Origin of the sequence: Pantoea sp. (assembly GCF_032114055.1) — a bacterium.
Lineage (GTDB): Bacteria > Pseudomonadota > Gammaproteobacteria > Enterobacterales > Enterobacteriaceae > Pantoea.
Genome location: NZ_DAMCTB010000002.1, coordinates 165,577 through 184,175 on the forward strand (window position 1 = coordinate 165,577; position 18,599 = coordinate 184,175).

Annotated in this window: 24 protein-coding genes; 12 read left to right on the forward strand and 12 right to left on the reverse strand. The window is 54.1% G+C overall.

The window, feature by feature from the left end:
• Positions 1–47: 47 nt before the first annotated feature.
• Genes hpf through RT657_RS04940 form a run of 8 tightly spaced genes read right to left on the reverse strand, consistent with a single transcriptional unit; the run spans position 48 to position 6,225 of the window.
• A complete protein-coding gene (gene hpf, locus RT657_RS04905) occupies positions 48–335 on the reverse strand; it encodes a ribosome hibernation promoting factor (RefSeq protein WP_313652864.1) in 288 nt (95 codons plus the stop codon).
• A gap of 21 nt (positions 336–356) precedes the next feature.
• Positions 357–1,790 (reverse strand): RNA polymerase factor sigma-54, encoded by a 1,434-nt coding sequence (rpoN, locus tag RT657_RS04910; RefSeq protein WP_313652865.1) that lies wholly within the window; start codon positions 1,788–1,790, stop codon positions 357–359.
• A gap of 48 nt (positions 1,791–1,838) precedes the next feature.
• On the reverse strand, positions 1,839–2,564 hold the full coding sequence (gene lptB / locus RT657_RS04915; protein WP_009092467.1) for an LPS export ABC transporter ATP-binding protein: 726 nt from the start codon (positions 2,562–2,564) through the stop codon (positions 1,839–1,841).
• Positions 2,565–2,569: 5 nt separating this feature from the next.
• Positions 2,570–3,121, reverse strand: coding sequence for a lipopolysaccharide ABC transporter substrate-binding protein LptA (gene lptA, locus RT657_RS04920; RefSeq protein ID WP_313652866.1), 552 nt, complete (start codon positions 3,119–3,121; stop codon positions 2,570–2,572).
• Positions 3,096–3,668 (reverse strand): LPS export ABC transporter periplasmic protein LptC, encoded by a 573-nt coding sequence (gene lptC, locus RT657_RS04925; protein WP_313652867.1) that lies wholly within the window; start codon positions 3,666–3,668, stop codon positions 3,096–3,098. The genes lptA and lptC overlap by 26 nt, the downstream gene beginning before the upstream one ends.
• Positions 3,665–4,231 carry a 3-deoxy-manno-octulosonate-8-phosphatase KdsC gene (kdsC, locus tag RT657_RS04930; protein WP_313652868.1) on the reverse strand — a complete coding sequence of 189 codons (567 nt, stop codon included), beginning with the start codon at positions 4,229–4,231 and terminating at the stop codon, positions 3,665–3,667. The genes lptC and kdsC overlap by 4 nt, the downstream gene beginning before the upstream one ends.
• 13 nt (positions 4,232–4,244) lie before the next feature.
• Positions 4,245–5,228, reverse strand: coding sequence for an arabinose-5-phosphate isomerase KdsD (gene kdsD, locus RT657_RS04935; RefSeq protein ID WP_313652869.1), 984 nt, complete (start codon positions 5,226–5,228; stop codon positions 4,245–4,247).
• 16 nt (positions 5,229–5,244) lie between these two features.
• Entirely contained in the window at positions 5,245–6,225 is a 981-nt protein-coding gene (locus tag RT657_RS04940) for a calcium/sodium antiporter (protein WP_313652870.1), read from the reverse strand.
• 227 nt (positions 6,226–6,452) lie between these two features.
• Here RT657_RS04940 and mlaF point away from each other — a divergent pair, with 227 nt between their 5' ends.
• From mlaF to murA, 7 genes are all read left to right on the forward strand, one after another.
• Complete coding sequence (gene mlaF / locus RT657_RS04945) at positions 6,453–7,268, forward strand: phospholipid ABC transporter ATP-binding protein MlaF (RefSeq protein ID WP_313652871.1); 816 nt, start codon at positions 6,453–6,455, stop codon at positions 7,266–7,268.
• Positions 7,269–7,272: 4 nt separating this feature from the next.
• Positions 7,273–8,055 carry a lipid asymmetry maintenance ABC transporter permease subunit MlaE gene (gene mlaE / locus RT657_RS04950; protein ID WP_128083989.1) on the forward strand — a complete coding sequence of 261 codons (783 nt, stop codon included), beginning with the start codon at positions 7,273–7,275 and terminating at the stop codon, positions 8,053–8,055.
• 4 nt (positions 8,056–8,059) lie between these two features.
• The gene (mlaD, locus tag RT657_RS04955; RefSeq protein WP_313652873.1) at positions 8,060–8,605 is read left to right on the forward strand and encodes an outer membrane lipid asymmetry maintenance protein MlaD; all 546 of its coding nucleotides are present in this window, start codon (positions 8,060–8,062) and stop codon (positions 8,603–8,605) included.
• Positions 8,606–8,620: 15 nt separating this feature from the next.
• Positions 8,621–9,256: a phospholipid-binding protein MlaC gene (gene mlaC, locus RT657_RS04960; protein ID WP_313652875.1), complete on the forward strand. Its 636-nt coding sequence runs from the start codon at positions 8,621–8,623 to the stop codon at positions 9,254–9,256.
• Positions 9,256–9,561 carry a lipid asymmetry maintenance protein MlaB gene (gene mlaB, locus RT657_RS04965; protein WP_313652876.1) on the forward strand — a complete coding sequence of 102 codons (306 nt, stop codon included), beginning with the start codon at positions 9,256–9,258 and terminating at the stop codon, positions 9,559–9,561. Before mlaC ends, mlaB begins: the two co-directional genes overlap by 1 nt.
• A 113-nt stretch (positions 9,562–9,674) precedes the next feature.
• Complete coding sequence (gene ibaG, locus RT657_RS04970; protein WP_003851098.1) at positions 9,675–9,932, forward strand: BolA family iron metabolism protein IbaG; 258 nt, start codon at positions 9,675–9,677, stop codon at positions 9,930–9,932.
• Positions 9,933–9,998: 66 nt separating this feature from the next.
• Entirely contained in the window at positions 9,999–11,258 is a 1,260-nt protein-coding gene (murA, locus tag RT657_RS04975; protein WP_313652877.1) for a UDP-N-acetylglucosamine 1-carboxyvinyltransferase, read from the forward strand.
• A 68-nt stretch (positions 11,259–11,326) separates the two neighbouring features.
• On the opposite strand, the gene RT657_RS04980 is transcribed toward murA, so the two are convergent.
• Positions 11,327–11,611: a helix-turn-helix transcriptional regulator gene (locus RT657_RS04980; protein ID WP_313652878.1), complete on the reverse strand. Its 285-nt coding sequence runs from the start codon at positions 11,609–11,611 to the stop codon at positions 11,327–11,329.
• A gap of 233 nt (positions 11,612–11,844) precedes the next feature.
• Positions 11,845–12,816, reverse strand: a complete 972-nt coding sequence (ispB, locus tag RT657_RS04985) for an octaprenyl diphosphate synthase (RefSeq protein ID WP_313652879.1) — start codon at positions 12,814–12,816, stop codon at positions 11,845–11,847.
• Positions 12,817–13,074: 258 nt separating this feature from the next.
• Here ispB and rplU point away from each other — a divergent pair, with 258 nt between their 5' ends.
• From rplU to cgtA, 3 genes are all read left to right on the forward strand, one after another.
• Positions 13,075–13,386 carry a 50S ribosomal protein L21 gene (rplU, locus tag RT657_RS04990; protein WP_008925416.1) on the forward strand — a complete coding sequence of 104 codons (312 nt, stop codon included), beginning with the start codon at positions 13,075–13,077 and terminating at the stop codon, positions 13,384–13,386.
• Positions 13,387–13,401: 15 nt separating this feature from the next.
• Positions 13,402–13,659, forward strand: coding sequence for a 50S ribosomal protein L27 (gene rpmA, locus RT657_RS04995; protein WP_063878150.1), 258 nt, complete (start codon positions 13,402–13,404; stop codon positions 13,657–13,659).
• 241 nt (positions 13,660–13,900) lie between these two features.
• The gene (gene cgtA / locus RT657_RS05000) at positions 13,901–15,073 is read left to right on the forward strand and encodes an Obg family GTPase CgtA (protein WP_313652882.1); all 1,173 of its coding nucleotides are present in this window, start codon (positions 13,901–13,903) and stop codon (positions 15,071–15,073) included.
• A 163-nt stretch (positions 15,074–15,236) separates the two neighbouring features.
• On the opposite strand, the gene dacB is transcribed toward cgtA, so the two are convergent.
• Positions 15,237–16,670: a serine-type D-Ala-D-Ala carboxypeptidase gene (gene dacB / locus RT657_RS05005; RefSeq protein WP_313652883.1), complete on the reverse strand. Its 1,434-nt coding sequence runs from the start codon at positions 16,668–16,670 to the stop codon at positions 15,237–15,239.
• A 247-nt stretch (positions 16,671–16,917) separates the two neighbouring features.
• Between dacB and greA the strand changes: the two genes are divergently transcribed.
• Positions 16,918–17,394 (forward strand): transcription elongation factor GreA, encoded by a 477-nt coding sequence (gene greA, locus RT657_RS05010; RefSeq protein ID WP_111139587.1) that lies wholly within the window; start codon positions 16,918–16,920, stop codon positions 17,392–17,394.
• A gap of 106 nt (positions 17,395–17,500) precedes the next feature.
• Here greA and yhbY read toward each other — a convergent pair whose 3' ends face one another.
• Positions 17,501–17,794, reverse strand: a complete 294-nt coding sequence (yhbY, locus tag RT657_RS05015; protein ID WP_010251809.1) for a ribosome assembly RNA-binding protein YhbY — start codon at positions 17,792–17,794, stop codon at positions 17,501–17,503.
• Positions 17,795–17,921: 127 nt separating this feature from the next.
• Between yhbY and rlmE the strand changes: the two genes are divergently transcribed.
• Positions 17,922–18,551 carry a 23S rRNA (uridine(2552)-2'-O)-methyltransferase RlmE gene (rlmE, locus tag RT657_RS05020; RefSeq protein ID WP_313653197.1) on the forward strand — a complete coding sequence of 210 codons (630 nt, stop codon included), beginning with the start codon at positions 17,922–17,924 and terminating at the stop codon, positions 18,549–18,551.
• Positions 18,552–18,599 lie beyond the last annotated feature (48 nt).

The following is an 18,599-nucleotide window of genomic DNA, read 5'->3' on the forward strand; positions in this document are numbered from 1 at the left end:
CCATCCTGTCGGCTCTGCGCGGCAGGCGCGCGTAGCTGGCGTGAAGGTTAGTGTTTTTTCAGTTTGTCTTTATGTTTGGTCAGCTGACGGGCGAGCTTATCGATCAGTCCGTCAACGGCCGCATACATATCTTCCGCTTCCGATGTGGCGTGCAGCTCGCCACCGTTCACGTGAAGCGTTGCGTCCGCCACCTGAGTGACTTTCTCAACTTTCAGGACAATATAGACCTGATTGATATGTTCAAAATAGTGTTCCAGTTTGGCAAATTTACCGCTGACGAATTCACGCAATGGTTCCGTGATTTCAACGTGTTGCCCGGTCAGGTTCAGCTGCATAGGTCTTCCTTCTCATTTCTGTCAAACCAGCTGTTTACGCTGGTTCGATGGCGGGATGGATAAAGACTCACGATATTTGGCGACGGTTCGCCGTGCCACCATAATGCCCTGATCAGATAACATGGAGGTCAGTTTACTGTCGCTCAAGGGTTTGGCTGGGTTTTCCGCCGAAATTAATTTTTTCACCAGTGCACGAATCGCGGTGGAAGACGCTTCACCGCCGCCTTCTGTATTGACGTGACTGGAGAAAAAGTACTTCAGTTCGAAAATGCCCCGCGGGCTGTGCAGATACTTCTGCGTCGTCACACGGGAAATGGTCGACTCGTGCATCTCAACGGCCTGGGCGATATCGGCCAGCACCATCGGGCGCATAAACTCTTCGCCCTGCTCGAAAAAGGCCTGCTGCTGTTCAACAATGCAGCGTGTCACTTTCAGCAGCGTATCGTTACGGCTTTCCAGGCTCTTAATCAGCCAGCGCGCTTCCTGCAGATTACTGCGAATGAACTGACTGTCGCTTTCGTTTCGCGTAGCGCCACCCATGGCGGCATAGTGCTGATTGATTTTGAGGCGCGGCACGCTGTCGGCATTCAGTTCAACCGTCCAGCGGCTGCCCGCCTTGCGTACCAGCACATCGGGAATGACATATTCCGGTTCGCTGGTGTTGATCGACTGGCCCGGACGCGGGTCCAGCGACTGAATCAGCAGCATTGCCTCTTTCAGTACCTCTTCTTTAAGGCGCGTGACCCGCATCAGGCTGCGAAAATCGTGATTAGCCAGCAAATCCAGATGTTCACTGACAATCAGGCGCGCCTCTGCCAGCATCGGCGTTTCAGGCGCATACTGCGAAAGCTGTACCAGCAGGCAGTCACGCAGATCGCGTGCGCCGACGCCGATCGGATCAAAACGCTGGATGCGTTTCAGCACCGCTTCTACTTCATCCACTTCCAGCTCATCGTTGCCAATGCTGTCAAGGATCTCATCAAGCGAAACGGTAAGATACCCGGTGTTATCAATAGCGTCGACGATAGAGGTCGCAATCGCGCGATCGGTGTCACTGAACGGCGTCAGCCCGACCTGCCACATCAGATAATCCTGCAGGGACTGGGTGGTTTCGCCCTGATAAACCGGTAACTCATCATCCTGATAATCGGTGCCGGTGCCTGAAGGCGTACCCGCCGTGTAGATCTCATCCCAGGTCGCATCCAGCGGCAGCTCATCGGGCATCTCTTTCTGCTCAAGGGCTTCACGCGTGTCCAGCGCCTCGGCTTCAGACGATTCCCGGGCGTCAATCTCTTCGTGCAGTTCGGTCTGCTCAAGCAGCGGGTTGCTTTCCAGTGCAAGCTGTAACTCCTGCTGGAGTTCAAGCGTAGAGAGTTGCAGCAGGCGAATGGCCTGCTGCAGTTGTGGCGTCATTGCCAGCTGTTGGCTGAACCTGAGTTGTAAACCTTGCTTCATAGACAGGATGATAGTTCCCAGGTAAACATCAGTATTAACGACACCTTATCAGAGTCTGAACTCTTCACCCAAATAAACCCGCTTCACCTGCTCATCGGCCAGGATCTCGTTCGGGGTGCCGTGCGCGATAAGATGACCCTGGCTGACGATGTAAGCGCGCTCACAGACTGCTAAGGTTTCACGCACGTTGTGGTCGGTAATCAGCACGCCCAGACCACTGTCACGCAGATGTTCAATAATCTTTTTGATATCAATAACGGAGATCGGGTCAACACCGGCAAAGGGCTCATCCAGCAGGATAAACTTAGGATTTGCCGCCAGCGCACGCGCGATCTCGACGCGACGGCGTTCCCCGCCTGACAGCGCCTGGCCCATACTGTCACGCAGGTGCTCAATATGAAACTCTTCCATCAGTTCGCGGGCACGATCCTGGCGCTGCTCTTCCGTCAGATCGTCGCGGATCTGCAAGACTGCCATCAGGTTATCGTAGACACTCAGGCGACGGAAAATAGACGCTTCCTGCGGCAGATAGCCGATACCGCGACGCGCACGAGCATGCAGCGGCAGGATACTGATATCTTCATCATCGATGACGATGCGACCCGCGTCGCGGGGCACGATACCAACCACCATATAAAAGGTGGTGGTCTTACCGGCACCGTTCGGGCCCAGCAGGCCGACAATCTCGCCGGACTTTACCTGCAGACTGACATCTTCTACCACGCGACGGCCTTTATACGCCTTCGCCAGGTTTTCTGCGATTAATGTGGCCATAGCTATCAGTTACTCTTCTTTCCGCTGGTGGACGAACCTTTGTCCTGAAGTTGCGACGGCACCAGGACGGTGGTGACGCGCTTGTTCTGACCCTGACTGTAAGCCTGCATTTTCTGCTCTTTCACCAGGTAGGTAATACGGTCGCCTTTGATGTTGCTGTCCTGCTGCTCAATAAACGCATTGCCGGTCAGTTCAACGAAGTCATTCGCCAGTTCATAGTGCAGTTTTGCGGCATGACCCTGTACCGGCTTACCGCTGTCCTGCATCTGATAGAAGGTGGCAGGATTGCCGTAGGCGTCGACGATGGTTTTCTTACTGTCGCCGCCCGGACGGGTTACCACGACTTTATCAGCCGTAATTTTGATTGAGCCCTGGGTCACGATGACATTGCCGGTAAAGGTCGCAACGTTGCCCTGCAGGTCCAGCGCCTGATTCTGTGAGTCAATATTTACGGGCTTGTCCGAGTCACCGGTCAGGGCCAGCACAGGAACACTGGTTGCCAGCAGTACCGAGGCCAGCAGGAGCTTCAGGCTATTTTTGTTCATTTTGAATTTCATAAGAGGTTTTGACCTTCTCGATTAACTCGGCGTTTTTCGTCCGTAAATTGCCGCGCATTTTCATGCCAGTGGAGTTAAAGCTGCGGCCATACAATGTCACCTGATCATCAGAGGTAACGTCCTGAGTGACAAGATTGATCTGCGCATTATCTGTTTTGATGCGCTCAAGTTGAGAATCCTGCGTCAGGGTATTCAGCTCAACATGGCCATAAAGATAAAGCATACGATCTTTAGTGAGCTTTGCTTTATCTGCCTTTAGCGACCAGGTCGGAATTTTATTCTCATCAAAGGTGATCATCACCGGATTGTCGAACCAGCTCAGTTCGTCGTCCGAGAAATAGGTCACTTTGTCAGAAGTCAGTTTATAGGACAGCGCGCCCTGCGGGTTATAAACCACCGTCTGTGAATCGGCACTGGTATAAGTCGGCGACTGCGTGCCATTACCGACCAGGGTGCCATCATCATCCTGGTTGGTAAGATTCCAGCCGATCAAAACCAGTGCAATCAAGGTCAGAATCAGCGTTATCCAACGCCTGCTTTTACTCATACTGATTGCCCTTTGGCATCCTCAAATTTGTTCTGCGCCATTAAGATCAGATCACACACTTCACGTACCGCGCCGCGTCCGCCGGCGATCCGCGTGACATAGTGCGCGCGCGGCAGCAGAATCGGATGTGCATCCGCCACCGCCACGCTTAATCCGACTTTCGCCATTACCGGCCAGTCGATCAGATCGTCACCAATATAGGCGACCTGGTCGTCGGAAAGAGACAGTTTATCCAGAAGTTCACGATAGGCCAAAAGCTTATCTGATTGTCCCTGATAAAGATGGCGGATGCCGAGCGTTTTGCAGCGATCTTCCATCAGTCGGGCATTGCGGCCGGTAATGATAGCCACTTCCACATCGGAGGTCAGCAGGCAGCGGATGCCGTAGCCATCCCGCACATTAAAGGCCTTGAGCTCTTCGCCATTGTTCCCCATGTAGATCACGCCGTCGGACATCACGCCATCGACGTCGCAGATCAGCAGACGGATCCGGCTGGCGCGCGCCATAACGTCGGCGCTAACCGGACCGTAGCAGGTGTCAATCGGGGGAGTTGCCTGTTGCATTTTCTCTTCCTGTTCAGACTACGCCAGCGCGCAGCATGTCGTGCATATGTACCACGCCGAGCAGATGGTCGTCATCGGCCACCAGAATCGAGGTAATGTTTTTCGTCTGCATCAGATTCAGGGCTTCCACCGCCAGCATATTCGGCCGGACGCGGATGCCGCCCCGCGTCATCACTTCGCCAATCGTGGCGCGCTGAAAGTCGATGCCCATGTCAAAGATGCGGCGCAGGTCACCATCGGTAAAGATCCCCTCAATTTTCATCAGGTCATCGACGATAACCGTCAGTCCCAGATTTTTGCGGGTAATCTCCAGCAGCGCATCGCGCAGTGAGGCGTCGCGGGTAACGTGTGGCAGTTCGTCGCCGCTGTGCATGATATCCGCCACATGCAGCAGCAGCTTGCGACCCAGCGCACCACCCGGATGAGAAAGGGCAAAATCTTCCGCCGTGAAGCCGCGTGCTTCCAGCAGTGAGACCGCCAGCGCGTCCCCCATGACCAGGGTCGCGGTGGTGCTGGTGGTCGGAGCCAGACCCAGCGGGCAGGCTTCCTGCGGAACGTGAACGCACAGATGCACATCCGCCACCCGCCCCATGGCGCTTTCGGGCCGTCCGGTTATGCAGATCAGCGCAATGTGCTGACGTTTCAATACCGGAATCAGCGCGAGGATCTCGTTTGATTCTCCGCTGTTGGAGATGGCGATCACCACGTCATTTTTGCTCACCATACCCAGATCGCCATGGCTGGCTTCTGCCGGGTGAACAAAGAAAGCGGGCGTACCGGTGCTAGCGAAAGTCGCCGCCATTTTTTTACCGATATGTCCGGACTTGCCCATGCCCATCACCACCACTTTACCCTGGCAGCCATAGATCAGGGCGCAGGCGCGGGCGAAGTCATCATTGATATATTGATCGAGCTGTTCCAGTCCTTCACGCTCAATGCGGAGCACAGTCTTGCCCGCTTGCTGGAAATCAAAGGCCGTTGGTTGCTGATATGACATAGTGCGTCTGTCCTTGTTAACCGTTCATGAATGCCGGCTGTATCCACAGCAGCATCACCCAGACGAAGAAACCACAGAGTAAAATCAGGCCCGCCGTACGGCCAACACGTCGGCGACGAAGCAGGCAGAGCAGGGCAAACAGCACGCTGACGCCCAGCATGACCCAGTAATCACGGGCAAAGGCATGATAATCGACGCTGCCCGGATGAATCAGTGCCGGCAGTCCCAGCACGATGGCAATATTATAAATGTTGGCGCCAATCAGATTGCCGATCGCAATATCATCTTCGCCTTTCAGCGCGCCAGCAAGTACCGTTGCCAGTTCAGGCAGACTGGTGCCTACAGCAATCAGCGTCAGGCCCATCACCAGCTCACTGACGCCAAAATAGTCGGCAAAGGCTGTAGCATTGTCGATGACCATGCGTGTCGACATTGGCAGAATAATCAGCGCGACCGCCAGCCAGAGAAAGGCCACGGTGTTTCCGCTCTCTTCACGCGGCAATTCAGCCAGCTGCTCGCGTGTCAGGGTGTCGTTGTTATCCTGTTCCGCTTTACGCGCGATGCGAATGACCACCATCAGATAAATAGCGGCTATCGTAATCAGGCCAATTCCATCAAGTCGGCTAAGCTGATTGTCAAACAGCATACAACCGCTGAGCAGGGAGACCAGTAACATCAATGGCAGCTCACGGCGTATCAGATTGGAATGCACAGTGAGCGGATGTATTAGCGCAGCGGCACCCAAAATCAGTAAAATGTTGGTAATATTCGAGCCCAGCGCCGTGCCGACAGCCAGATCCATCTGGCCATGCTGCGCTGCAGAAAAGGAGAGGATCATCTCTGGCAGCGAGGTGCCAATGCTGACAACGGTCATGCCGATAATCAATGGCGGAATGCCCAGTGAACGACACAATATAGAGGCGCTAAACACCAGACGATCGGCACCATAAGCCAGTAAAAGCAGACCGATAATCAGCAGTGCAGAAGCTACAAACATGAAAAATCCTTGCATAAAAACCTGGGCCGGCAATGCCTTTCCCGGCCGGTTTATAATTCTGTTTGGCGAGACAGGCGCTGATTTTGACCGTCTGAGCGGCAAAAGTAAATTTAATGACCATTTTCGGCAAATCTTAGCGGTAAGTTTCTGTAAAGCTATCGTGAATCATGACCGGACAGGCTACCATCGTACCCCATGTTTACGCCCGATCCTGACAAGAGGTGACAATGATCCAGCAGCAAACGAATCTGGTTGAGGTTCGTGGCGTGAGTTTTTCGCGCGGAGATCGCACAATCTTCGATGACATTTCGCTGACCGTGCCGAAAGGCAAAGTGACGGCGATAATGGGACCTTCGGGGATAGGAAAAACCACTCTGCTACGCTTGATTGGGGGGCAGCTTCAGCCGACCCAGGGTGAGATTCTGTTTCGTGGCGAAAATATTCCGTCATTATCCCGCGCCAGACTGTACGAAGCGCGTAAAAAAATGAGCATGCTGTTCCAGTCCGGCGCACTCTTCACTGACTTGACGGTCTATGAAAATGTGGCCTGGCCACTGCGCGAGCATACACAGCTGCCTGCGCCGTTGCTGCACAGCACCGTGCTGATGAAGCTGGAGGCGGTGGGCCTGCGTGGCGCCGCGCAGCTGAAACCGGCTGAGCTGTCGGGTGGCATGGCTCGTCGTGTGGCTCTGGCGCGTGCTATCGCACTTGAACCGGAACTGATCATGTTCGACGAGCCTTTTGTCGGTCAGGATCCCATCACTATGGGGGTGCTGGTGAAGCTCATCGACGAGCTTAACCATGCGCTGGGCCTGACCTGCATTGTGGTTTCGCACGACGTACCGGAAGTACTGAGTATCGCGGACTACGCCTATATCGTGGCCGGACAAAAAATTATCGCACAGGGCACCACGCCCGCACTGCGGGAGAATAACGACCCGCGTGTTCGCCAGTTTATCGATGGCGAAGCCGATGGTCCGGTTCCCTTCCGTTTTCCTGCCGGCGACTATCTCGCAGAGTTAACTGGCTCAGGGAGTAATTAAACAGATGGTCTTGAAGGCACTGGCGTCGTTTGGTCGTCAGGGAATTGAAACGTGTGCCAGTTTTGGACGCGCAGGCTTAATGCTGTTTCACGCGCTGGTCGGAAAACCGGCGTTCCGCAAACATGCGCCGCTGCTGGTTAAGCAGCTTTATAGCGTGGGCGTGTTGTCGTTACTGATTATTGTTGTCTCGGGCCTGTTTATTGGCATGGTCCTCGGCCTGCAGGGGTATCTGGTACTGACCACTTACGGCGCTGAAACCAGCCTGGGTATGCTGGTGGCCCTGTCGCTGCTGCGTGAACTGGGTCCGGTGGTGACGGCGCTGCTGTTTGCCGGACGGGCGGGCTCCGCACTCACTGCTGAAATCGGCCTGATGAAAGCCACTGAACAGCTCTCCAGTATGGAGATGATGGCGGTGGATCCGCTGCGCCGCGTTGTTTCGCCACGCTTCTGGGCTGGATTTATCAGCATGCCGCTGCTGGCACTGATTTTTACCGCCGTGGGCATCGCAGGTGGCGCGCTGGTTGGCGTGAGCTGGAAGGGGATTGATCCGGGCTTCTTCTGGTCAGCCATGCAGAACGCGGTCGATTTCCGGACTGACGTCGTTAACTGCATTATCAAAAGCGCCGTATTTGCCGTCACGGTGACCTGGATTGCCCTCTTTAATGGCTATGACGCGATTCCCACCTCTGAAGGGATCAGTCGCGCGACGACGCGTACCGTAGTACATGCTTCACTGGCGGTACTCGGATTGGATTTTGTGCTGACAGCACTGATGTTTGGGAATTGATGCAATGCAAAGCAAAAAAAGCGAAATCTGGGTTGGCATTTTTATGATTATGGCGTTGATCGCCGCACTCTTTCTCTGCCTGCGCGTCGCCGATCTCAAGTCGATGGGCACCGAACCGACGTGGAAACTCTACGCCACCTTCGACAACATTGGCGGTCTGAAAATCAGTTCGCCGGTGAAAATTGGTGGCGTCGTCATTGGCCGGGTGACGGACATTGAACTGGAGCCGAAAACGCTGCTGCCACGGGTCACGATGGATATCAGCGATCGGTATGCTGATAAGATTTCTGATACCAGCTCGCTGGCGATCCGCACACAGGGCCTGCTGGGTGAGCAGTTCCTGTCGCTTAACTTAGGATTTGACGATCCTGAACTGGGTTCGGCGATGCTGAAAGATGGCGATACGCTGCGCGATACGAAATCAGCCATGGTGCTTGAAGATCTGATCGGCCAGTTCCTTTATAAGAGCGGCGATAGCAAGCAAAACAGTGACAACAAGGATGCGCAGGAGGGCAGCAGTGCTGCGCCTGCGGCACCTGCTCAACCTTAAAGAAGAGGGTATACCATGTTTAAACGTTTACTGATGATCGCCATGCTGGCGGTGACCGTGCCGCTGACGGCAACGGCCGCCGATCAGAGCAATCCTTACAAACTGATGAATCAGGCGGCAGAGAAAACCTTTACCCGTCTGAAAAATGAGCAGCCAAAAATTAAGCAGAACCCTAACTATCTGCGTGAGATCGTGCGTCAGGAACTGCTGCCCTATGTCCAGATCAAATATGCCGGCGCGTTAGTGCTGGGTCGCTACTATCGCGATTCAACACCGGCTCAGCGTGAAGCCTACTTCAGCGCCTTTGCTGACTATCTGGCGCAGGCTTATGGTCAGGCTCTGGCACTTTACAACGGGCAGAGCTATCAGGTGCAGCCTGAACAGCCGCTGGGCGATGCCAACATTGTTGCCATTCGCGTCTCTATTATCGACCCGAATGGCCGTCCGCCGGTTCGTCTCGACTTCCAGTGGCGTAAAAACAGCCAGAGCGGTAACTGGCAGGCTTATGACATGATCGCTGAAGGCGTCAGCATGATCACGACCAAGCAGAATGAGTGGAGCGATCTGCTACGTACCAAAGGGATCGATGGTCTGACGGCGCAGCTGAAATCCTCCGCCGCTCAGCCTATCACGCTGGATAAACAACAATAATGCATGAATCGTTACGCTGGGAGCGGCAAGCCAGCACGCTACTGCTGAAAGGCGAACTGGATCGCGATACGCTGATGCGTCTCTGGCAGCAACGTGAGACGGTAATCAGGGATGTCGACACTATCGACGTCTCGGCGCTGGAGCGTGTGGACTCTTCCGGGCTTGCTCTGCTGGTGCACCTGCGGGAAATTGCGCGTGCACAGGGTAATACCCCACGTTTTACAGGCATCAGCGACAAACTGCAGTCGCTGATTACGCTTTACAATCTGCAACAGATTATTGTTTCTGCGGATAAAAGCGCCTGATTTCCGCCTGTTATGCTAAGCCCCTGTTTTTGACAGGGGCTTTTGCGTATTTAAGAGTCAGCCGCTTTCCTCTACTATGTCAGCCTTATTATTATTAAGCGAAGTTAAGACCAATGGAAAACAGTGAAATTCAGGCTGTGCTGATGGCAGCACTGCCTTTAGACGAAGTGCATGTAATGAGCAATGACGGCAGTCACTTTCAGGTCATCGCCGTTGGCGAACTGTTTGGTGAACTGAGCCGCGTGAAAAAACAGCAGGCTGTCTATGCGCCGCTGATGGAGTTCATTGCAGATAACCGCATGCATGCTGTCTCTATCAAAACCTACACTCCCGCTGAATGGGCGCGTGACCGTAAACTCAACGGTTTCTGATCCCCGGCGTGGTGAACTCGTCGTGAGCGAGTCCAATTTTTAGCTAGTTAATTGAGAGCCGTGTTAATGGACAAATTTCGTGTGCAAGGCCCCACCCGCTTAAGTGGTGAAGTGACCATTTCCGGGGCGAAAAACGCCGCGCTGCCTATTCTGTTTGCGGCCCTGCTGGCCGAAGAGCCGGTAGAGATTCAGAATGTGCCAAAACTGCGTGATATCGACACCACTATGAAGCTGCTGAGCCAGCTGGGTGCGAAGGTGGAACGCAACGGTTCGGTGCACGTTGATGCCAGCGCGGTCGATGTTTTCTGTGCGCCTTACGATCTGGTTAAAACCATGCGTGCCTCTATCTGGGCGCTGGGGCCGCTGGTGGCACGTTTTGGTCAGGGTCAGGTTTCCCTGCCCGGTGGCTGCGCTATCGGCGCGCGTCCGGTTGACCTGCACATTACCGGTCTGGAACAGCTGGGTGCAGAGATCAAACTGGAAGAGGGCTACGTTAAAGCCTCCGTCAATGGCCGTCTGAAAGGCGCGCTGATTGTCATGGATAAAATCAGCGTTGGCGCAACTGTCACCATCATGAGTGCGGCAACACTGGCAACCGGCACTACGGTTATTGAGAATGCGGCGCGCGAGCCAGAAATTGTTGATACTGCGAACTTCCTGAATACCCTGGGCGCTAAAATCAGTGGTGCAGGCAGCGACAAAATCACCATCGAAGGCGTAGAGCGTCTGGGTGGTGGTGTCTATCGCGTACTGCCTGACCGTATCGAAACCGGAACTTTCCTCATCGCGGCGGCCATCTCAGGCGGCAAAGTAATGTGTCGCAACACCCAGCCTGATACGCTGGATGCGGTACTGGCTAAGCTGCGTGATGCAGGTGCCGACATCGAAACCGGTGAAGACTGGATCAGTCTGGATATGCACGGTAAGCGGCCAAAAGCGGTCAACGTGCGTACTGCTCCGCATCCGGGCTTCCCGACCGATATGCAGGCGCAGTTCACACTGCTGAACATGGTGGCGGAAGGCACAGGCGTGATCACCGAGACCATCTTCGAAAACCGCTTCATGCATATTCCGGAACTGATTCGTATGGGCGGCCATGCAGAGATCGAAAGCAACACGGCGATCTGTCATGGCGTTGAAACCCTTTCGGGCGCGCAGGTGATGGCGACCGATCTGCGTGCGTCAGCCAGCCTGGTTCTGGCAGGCTGTATTGCAGAAGGCACGACGTTCGTTGACCGCATTTATCATATCGATCGTGGCTATGAGCACATCGAAGATAAACTGAAAGCGATGGGCGCGAACATTGAGCGCGTCAGCGAAGAGTAATCCCGCCGAAACGCCAATAGCCAGCCCCCCGGGGCTGGTTTTTTTTCGTCTGGAGAGCGTGTGCGACCTCAGGCTTTACCGGAATGATCGGCCGGTGCACGGATACGTTTTTTGCGCTCCAGCAGGCAGTGGGTTTCAGGATCATAATAGCGACTGGGCCAGATTTCACAGGGATGAACCTTGAGTGCATCCGCGATCAACCATTCTCCTTTAGGCCATGGGCGGGTCAGTGCGTTGGCCAGCGTAGACGAACTCAGACCGGCCGCACGCGAAAGCGCCGCCAGCGTCATACCGCGCTTATGCAAGGCAGCGATAATATCAGCGGTGTGCCAGTCTTCCCTCTTTTCATGCATAACCTGTTCTCCTTTTCCTTGTTATTGCGCCATCCAGCGAAACGCCGGGTTCCCTTTTTTATTACCTGAAAAGGTGACTTTTTATAGCAAATAGTTTCCGGTAATTTCCAGTAAAATTTGCCTCTGGTGTCCGGTCCGTGTGACAGGGCGCAAAAGCGATGCAACCGCATCGCGGTAACAAAAAGAAGTGAGAGAACGGATGTAAAAACGGAGCTGGCTGGCTCCGTGAGGGATTAGAAATCGCGCTGAACAGACATGTGCGCCAGCGACTCCAGTGCGCTGCGCCAGGGGGATTCAGGCAGGATGCGTAACGCCTCAATGGCTTTATCCGCTTCCTGTTCTGCGCGACTGCGCGTCCATTCCAGCGAACCGCACTGATGCATTGCTTCCAGCACCGGCTCCAGCAGATGACGACCGTTGCCCTGTTCAATGGCTTCCCGAATCATCTTCGCCTGCTCTGGCGTACCGTGCTGCATCGCGTGCAGCAGAGGCAGCGTCGGTTTGCCTTCGCTCAGGTCATCGCCGGTATTTTTACCCAGCGTCTCACCGTCAGCACTGTAATCCAGTAAATCGTCGATTAACTGGAAAGCCGTTCCCAGATAGCGCCCATAATCCTGCAGTGCTTTTTCCTCTGCCGGGGTCGCGTCAGCCAGTATCGCAGAGGCCTGGGAGGCGGCTTCAAACAGGCGCGCCGTCTTGCTGTAGATGACGCGCATATAGCTCTCTTCGGTAATATCGGGATCGTTCACGTTCATCAGCTGAAGGACTTCGCCCTCAGCGATCACGTTTACCGCTTCTGACATCAGCGCCAGGATACGCAGCGAGCCCATGCTGGTCATCATCTGGAAGGCGCGGGTGTAAATAAAGTCACCGACCAGCACGCTTGCCGCATTGCCAAACGCCGCGTTCGCGGTCGCTTTGCCACGACGCATATCGGATTCATCCACGACATCGTCATGCAGCAGCGTGGCGGTGTGGATAAATTCGATCAGCGCCGCATTGGTTACGTGCAGATCGCCCTTGTAGCCCATGGCGCGTGCGGAGAGCACGGCAATCATGGGACGGATACGCTTACCTCCACCGCTGATGATGTAGTAGCCCAACTGGTTGATGAGCGAGACATCTGAATTCAGCTGGTCGAGGATGGTCTGGTTAACGGCAGCCATATCCTGTGCGGTTAATTCATTAATCTGTTCTAAGTTCATTCGTCTTTTCAGCTATGACTCGTTATCTCTGCCATGGTAAGTGGTTTACCCAGCCAGCGTTCAGGTAATCTGTTACTGATTGTACTTGAATTTTGAGGCTGAGAAACGGTTGCATTTGCCCTGTGTTTTTTTTCTGCAAGAGTGTGCAAAGTGCTCTTGTCTTCTTCTGGAGTTTTGCGTAGAATTCGCGCCCTATTGTGAATATTTAGCGCGCCGCCTGATGAACTAAAAAAGGCAAGCGCAGAAGCGGAGTTTTATATGTACGCGGTTTTCCAAAGTGGTGGTAAACAACACCGAGTAAGCGAAGGTCAGACCGTTCGCCTGGAAAAGCTGGACATCGCAACCGGTGAAACCATCGAGTTTGACCAGGTTCTGATGATTGCTAATGGCGAAGACGTGAAAATCGGCGCGCCACTGGTTTCAGGCGGTATGATCAAGGCAGAAGTTGTTGCTCACGGTCGTGGCGAGAAAATTAAGATCGTTAAGTTTCGTCGTCGTAAGCACTACCGTAAGCAAGCTGGCCATCGCCAGTGGTTCACTGATGTGAAAATCACTGGTATCACGGCGTAAGAGGAGATCTGACAAATGGCACATAAAAAGGCTGGTGGTTCGACTCGAAATGGTCGTGACTCCAATGCAAAACGTCTGGGTGTTAAGCGTTTCGGTGGCGAATCTGTTCTGGCAGGTAGCATCATCGTTCGTCAGCGTGGCACCAAATTCCACGCAGGTAACAACGTAGGTTGTGGTCGCGACCACACCCTGTTTGCTACCACAGACGGCAAAGTTAAATTCGAAGTTAAAGGTCCGAACAACCGTAAATACATCAGCATCGTTGCTGAGTAAGGTTGTCGTGACGCAGACGTTTAACGTCTGAACGCACGAATTAAAGGCCCCGCAGCTCCTGCGGGGCTTTTTACATTCTGCGCTCTGTTGCGGCTACGTAACGCATCACAAAAGATTGCTGTACACTTTATGTACGCACTGGCGAAAGCCAATTCTGATTTATCCGCCGCTGGTCAGCGCAGAAGACCCTGGCGGACCCGCCTGCAGAGTGCTGCAGGCGATTGTGTGACGGAGAGTTAAAATGAAGTTTGTTGATGAAGCGACAATTCTGGTCGTCGCCGGTGATGGCGGTAATGGTTGCGTCAGCTTCCGCCGCGAAAAATATATCCCGAAAGGCGGCCCTGACGGAGGGGATGGGGGTGACGGCGGTGACGTTTATCTGATTGCCGACGAAAACCTCAATACCCTTATCGATTATCGTTTCGAAAAATCTTTCCGCGCCGAGCGTGGGCAGAACGGCCAGAGCCGCGACTGTACCGGCAAACGCGGTAAAGATATCGAAGTTAAAGTGCCGGTCGGTACCCGTGTTATCGACCAGGGAACCGGTGAGACACTGGGCGACATGACGCGCCACGGCCAGAGACTGATGGTCGGCAAAGGCGGCTGGCATGGCCTGGGTAACACCCGTTTCAAATCGTCGGTGAACCGCAGCCCGCGTCAGAAAACCATGGGTACGCCAGGCGAGAAGCGCGATCTGCAGCTGGAGCTGATGCTGCTGGCAGACGTCGGTATGCTGGGCCTGCCAAATGCCGGTAAATCGACCTTTATCCGTGCCGTCTCAGCGGCCAAACCTAAAGTGGCGGACTATCCGTTTACGACACTGGTGCCGAGCCTAGGTGTGGTGCGTATGGACAGCGAGCAGAGCTTTGTTGTTGCGGATATTCCTGGTCTGATCGAAGGCGCGGCCGAGGGCGCTGGCCTGGGCATTCGCTTCCTGAAGCACCTTGAGCGTTGTCGTGTATTACTGCACCTGATCGACATTGATCCTGTCGATGAAAGCGATCCGGTTGAGAATGCCCGCATCATTCTGAGTGAGCTGGAAAAGTACAGCGAGAAGCTGTTCAACAAACCACGCTGGCTGGTCTTCAACAAGGTTGACCTGATCGGTGAAGAAGAGGCGCAGGCGCGGGCGAAAGCGGTGGCTGAAGCACTGGGCTGGGAAGATAAGTATTACCTGATCTCTGCCGCAAGCCGCACCGGCGTCAACGAACTCTGCTGGGACGTGATGAGCTTCATCAACGCTAACCCGAAAGAAGCGGAGCTTGAAGAGAAGCAGCCGGAGAAAGTGGAATTCATGTGGGATGATTACCACAAGGAAACCCTCGAAAACGCGGCGGAAGCCGAAGATGAAGAGTGGGATGACGACTGGGATGATGAAGACGACGAAGGTGTTGAAATTATCTATCAGCGTTAATCCGTACGCTGCGTTAACGTGAAATCCGATGCCCCCTTTCAGCCTGAAAGGGGGCATCGCTGTTTTCGGCGCCTGTCACCGCTACGTACATGTTCATCAGCGGCCAGAGTGCGCGAAAAAACGCAGCAGGGCAGTGGCCCACTGCGTGCGTCAGCGTTGCCAGTCAGTTGTTCTGATTGATATCGCGATAGAGCCGGCTTTCAAAGCGCACCAGCGGAATGCGACGGGTCCGTTGATCTTCCGGCGGAACCGCATAGCCGGAGAGAAACTGGACAAAGGCGACCCGGGTACCGCTGGAGGTCGTGATAAAGCCCGCCAGGTTATAAACGCCCTGCAGAGAACCGGTTTTTGCCGAGACTTTGCCATCGAGCCCTGCCTCATGCAGCCCGCCACGATACTGCAGCGTGCCATCATAGCCCGCCAGCGGCAGCATCGAAATATAATCCAGCGTGTTGTCATTCTTCGCAATGAACTGCAAAACCTGCATCATGGTCTGCGGCGAAATCAGATCGTGACGCGACAGCCCGGATCCATCGACCTGAATGCTGTTACCCATGTCGATACCGGCTTTCGCTTTCAGGATGCGCCGAACGGCATCCTGTCCGGTGCGAAATGTGCCAGGCACATTAAAGTAGTGATGGCCGATGGTGCGAAACACGGTGTCAGCAATCATGTTGTCTGATTTCTTCAGCATGGTGTGCAGCAGCGTATGCAGCGGTGCGGACTGCGTCGAGGCCAGTACGGTGCCCGGTTCAGTCACCTGAGTCTGGCGCACCAGATGGCCGCTGTAATCGATCTCGGATGAGCGCAGTTCTGCTTTAAGTATCTCGCCCGCCCAGGCGGCGCCATCCTGCACGGCAAAGGCCAGCGGCAGCGGTTCAGCACGCTGGCGCATACAGCCGGTCAGGGTGTAGCGGTTCAGTTCACCTGGTACCACATCCAGCTCACAATACTGTCCTTCGCCGCTGTTGCGCCCGATGGTGCGCACCTGGCTGTACATGTGGGCCGGATAATAGGAGGCGATGCGCACGAAAGCGTTCTCGCCCGGGGTATTTGCACTGTAAAGCGACACTGAGAAGCAGTTTTTATCCACGATAGCTGCGCCCGGCGGGGCGCTGAAGCACTGGGTCAGATCGTTCCACGGCCAGCCCGGCGCCATATCGTGACTGGCAAAGACCGAGGTATCGACAACCAGATTGCCTTTAATATGGTTGATGCCCTGCTTTTTAAGTGCCGCCACCATATTGCGCAGATCCTGACGGCTTAAGGTCGGATCGCCGCCGAAACGCGCCACTAAATCGCCGTTCAGGGTGCCATCAATAATGGCGCCGCGGGTTTCAAACGTCGTCTGAAAACGGTAGTCGCCACCCAGTTCCAGTAACGCCGCCAGCGCCGTCACCACCTTCATGGTACTGGCGGGCAGGGCCATCTGTTTGCCGTGGTAATCAATGATTGGGGTGGAAGCCCCCACTTTCTGCACCATCAACGCCAGATTGGCGCCGTCTGGCAGGTACTGCATGTATTCATCAACTGGCGCTGCGTGCGCCTGCAGCATAAATGCGCAGCTTAATCCGGTAACAAGTCGTGAAAATCGCATAATCTCGCGGTAACTGGCAGGTGAGGGCGTCAATACTACGTCGCTGGACGGGTCAAAGTAAACGATGACCCGCAGGGAACTCTGGGGTAAAATACGTATCAAATTGCAAAACCCTTTTCTGGCCTGGAAGCAACTCCGGGTCAGGTTTCTTTTATTTGCAAAACGGGCTAATGCGCTGCAGAAGCGTTTTTCTGCAGTCACCGGTCAGGATGACATCGTAAAACAGGAAAGATGGCGAGGAGCTTAAATGAATCAGATTCCGATGACGTTAAGAGGCGCTGAAAGATTGCGCGAAGAGCTGAACGAGCTGAAAACCGTGAAGCGTCCGCGCATTATCGCCTCTATCGCTGAAGCACGCGAACATGGCGATTTAAAAGAGAATGCGGAGTATCACGCAGCGCGCGAAGAACAGGGCTTCTGTGAAGGCCGTATTCAGGAGATTGAAGCCAAACTCTCCAACGCGCAGGTCATTGACGTGACGCAGATGCCGAAAACCGGTCGGGTAATCTTTGGTGCCACCGTTACCGTCCTGAACGTTGAAACCGATGAAGAGGCGACCTATCGCATCGTGGGCGATGACGAAGCGGACTTTAAGCAAAATCTGATTTCGGTCAATTCGCCAATGGCGCGAGGCCTGGTGGGCAAAGAGGTCGATGATGTGACCGTCGTGAAAACCCCCGGCGGCGACGTAGAGTATGAGATCCTGAAGGTGGAATACATTTAAGATGTTGCTACGCTTTGAAAAGCGTTAATACACAATGTAAAGAAAGGAAAAAGGCCGCGTTGCGGCCTTTTATCTGAGGTAAGAGCATGTCACTTTCTTTGCCCACCTAGCGTGGCAGAGAAATCTTGCTCTCTTTAGACGGGCGATACAGCACCAGCGTTTTGCCGATCACCTGTACGTTGCTGGCACCGGTCTCACGCACGATAGCCTCAACGATCAGCTGCTTCGTTTCACGATCTTCTGAGGCGATTTTTACCTTGATCAGTTCGTGATGTGACAGAGCCTGCTCGATTTCGGCCAGCACGCCTTCAGTCAGGCCATTACCGCCCAGCATAACGACAGGTTTGAGCGGATGGGCGAGGCCCTTGAGGTGCTGTTTTTGTTTGGTACTTAGATTCATCGTAGTTTTTTACTTACTCAGGGATTGAAAACGGTTCATTCTACCGCCATCTCGGGTATATCACCAAATCGACGCAACCCATTGCGTGCAGGTTTATCGCTACGATGACGATTTAGTTGGAAATATTATGACGGGTAAAAAGCGTTCGGCCAGCTCCAGCCGCTGGCTTCAGGAACACTTTAGCGATAAATATGTGCTTCAGGCGCAGAAAAAAGGGTTGCGTTCGCGCGCCTGGTTTAAACTTGATGAAATACAACAGGGTGACAAGCTTTTCAAACCCGGTATGACCGTGGTAGATCTGGGGGCTGCACCGGGTGGCTGGTCGCAATATGTTGTACAGCAAATCGGGAGTAAAGGGCGCGTTATTGCCTGCGATATCCTGCCAATGGATCCGATTGTCGGTGTCGATTTCCTTCAGGGCGATTTTCGTGAAGAATCGGTGATCAATGCGCTGCTTGAGCGTGTTGGTGATCAACAGGTTCAGGTCGTCATGTCTGATATGGCACCGAATATGAGTGGTACACCTGCCGTAGATATTCCCCGGTCGATGTATTTAGTTGAACTGGCGCTGGACATGTGTCGGGATATTCTGGCACCTGGCGGTAGTTTTGTAGTGAAAGTGTTTCAGGGAGATGGCTTCGATGAATACCTGCGGGAAATTCGCTCCCTGTTTACGAAAGTGAAAATTCGTAAGCCGGACGCTTCACGTTCACGTTCACGTGAAGTGTACATTGTGGCGACTGGGCGCAAACTATAACCAAATTGCTGGAGAAGTCCGCAGCGTTGCTGCGATTCCATGTATGCA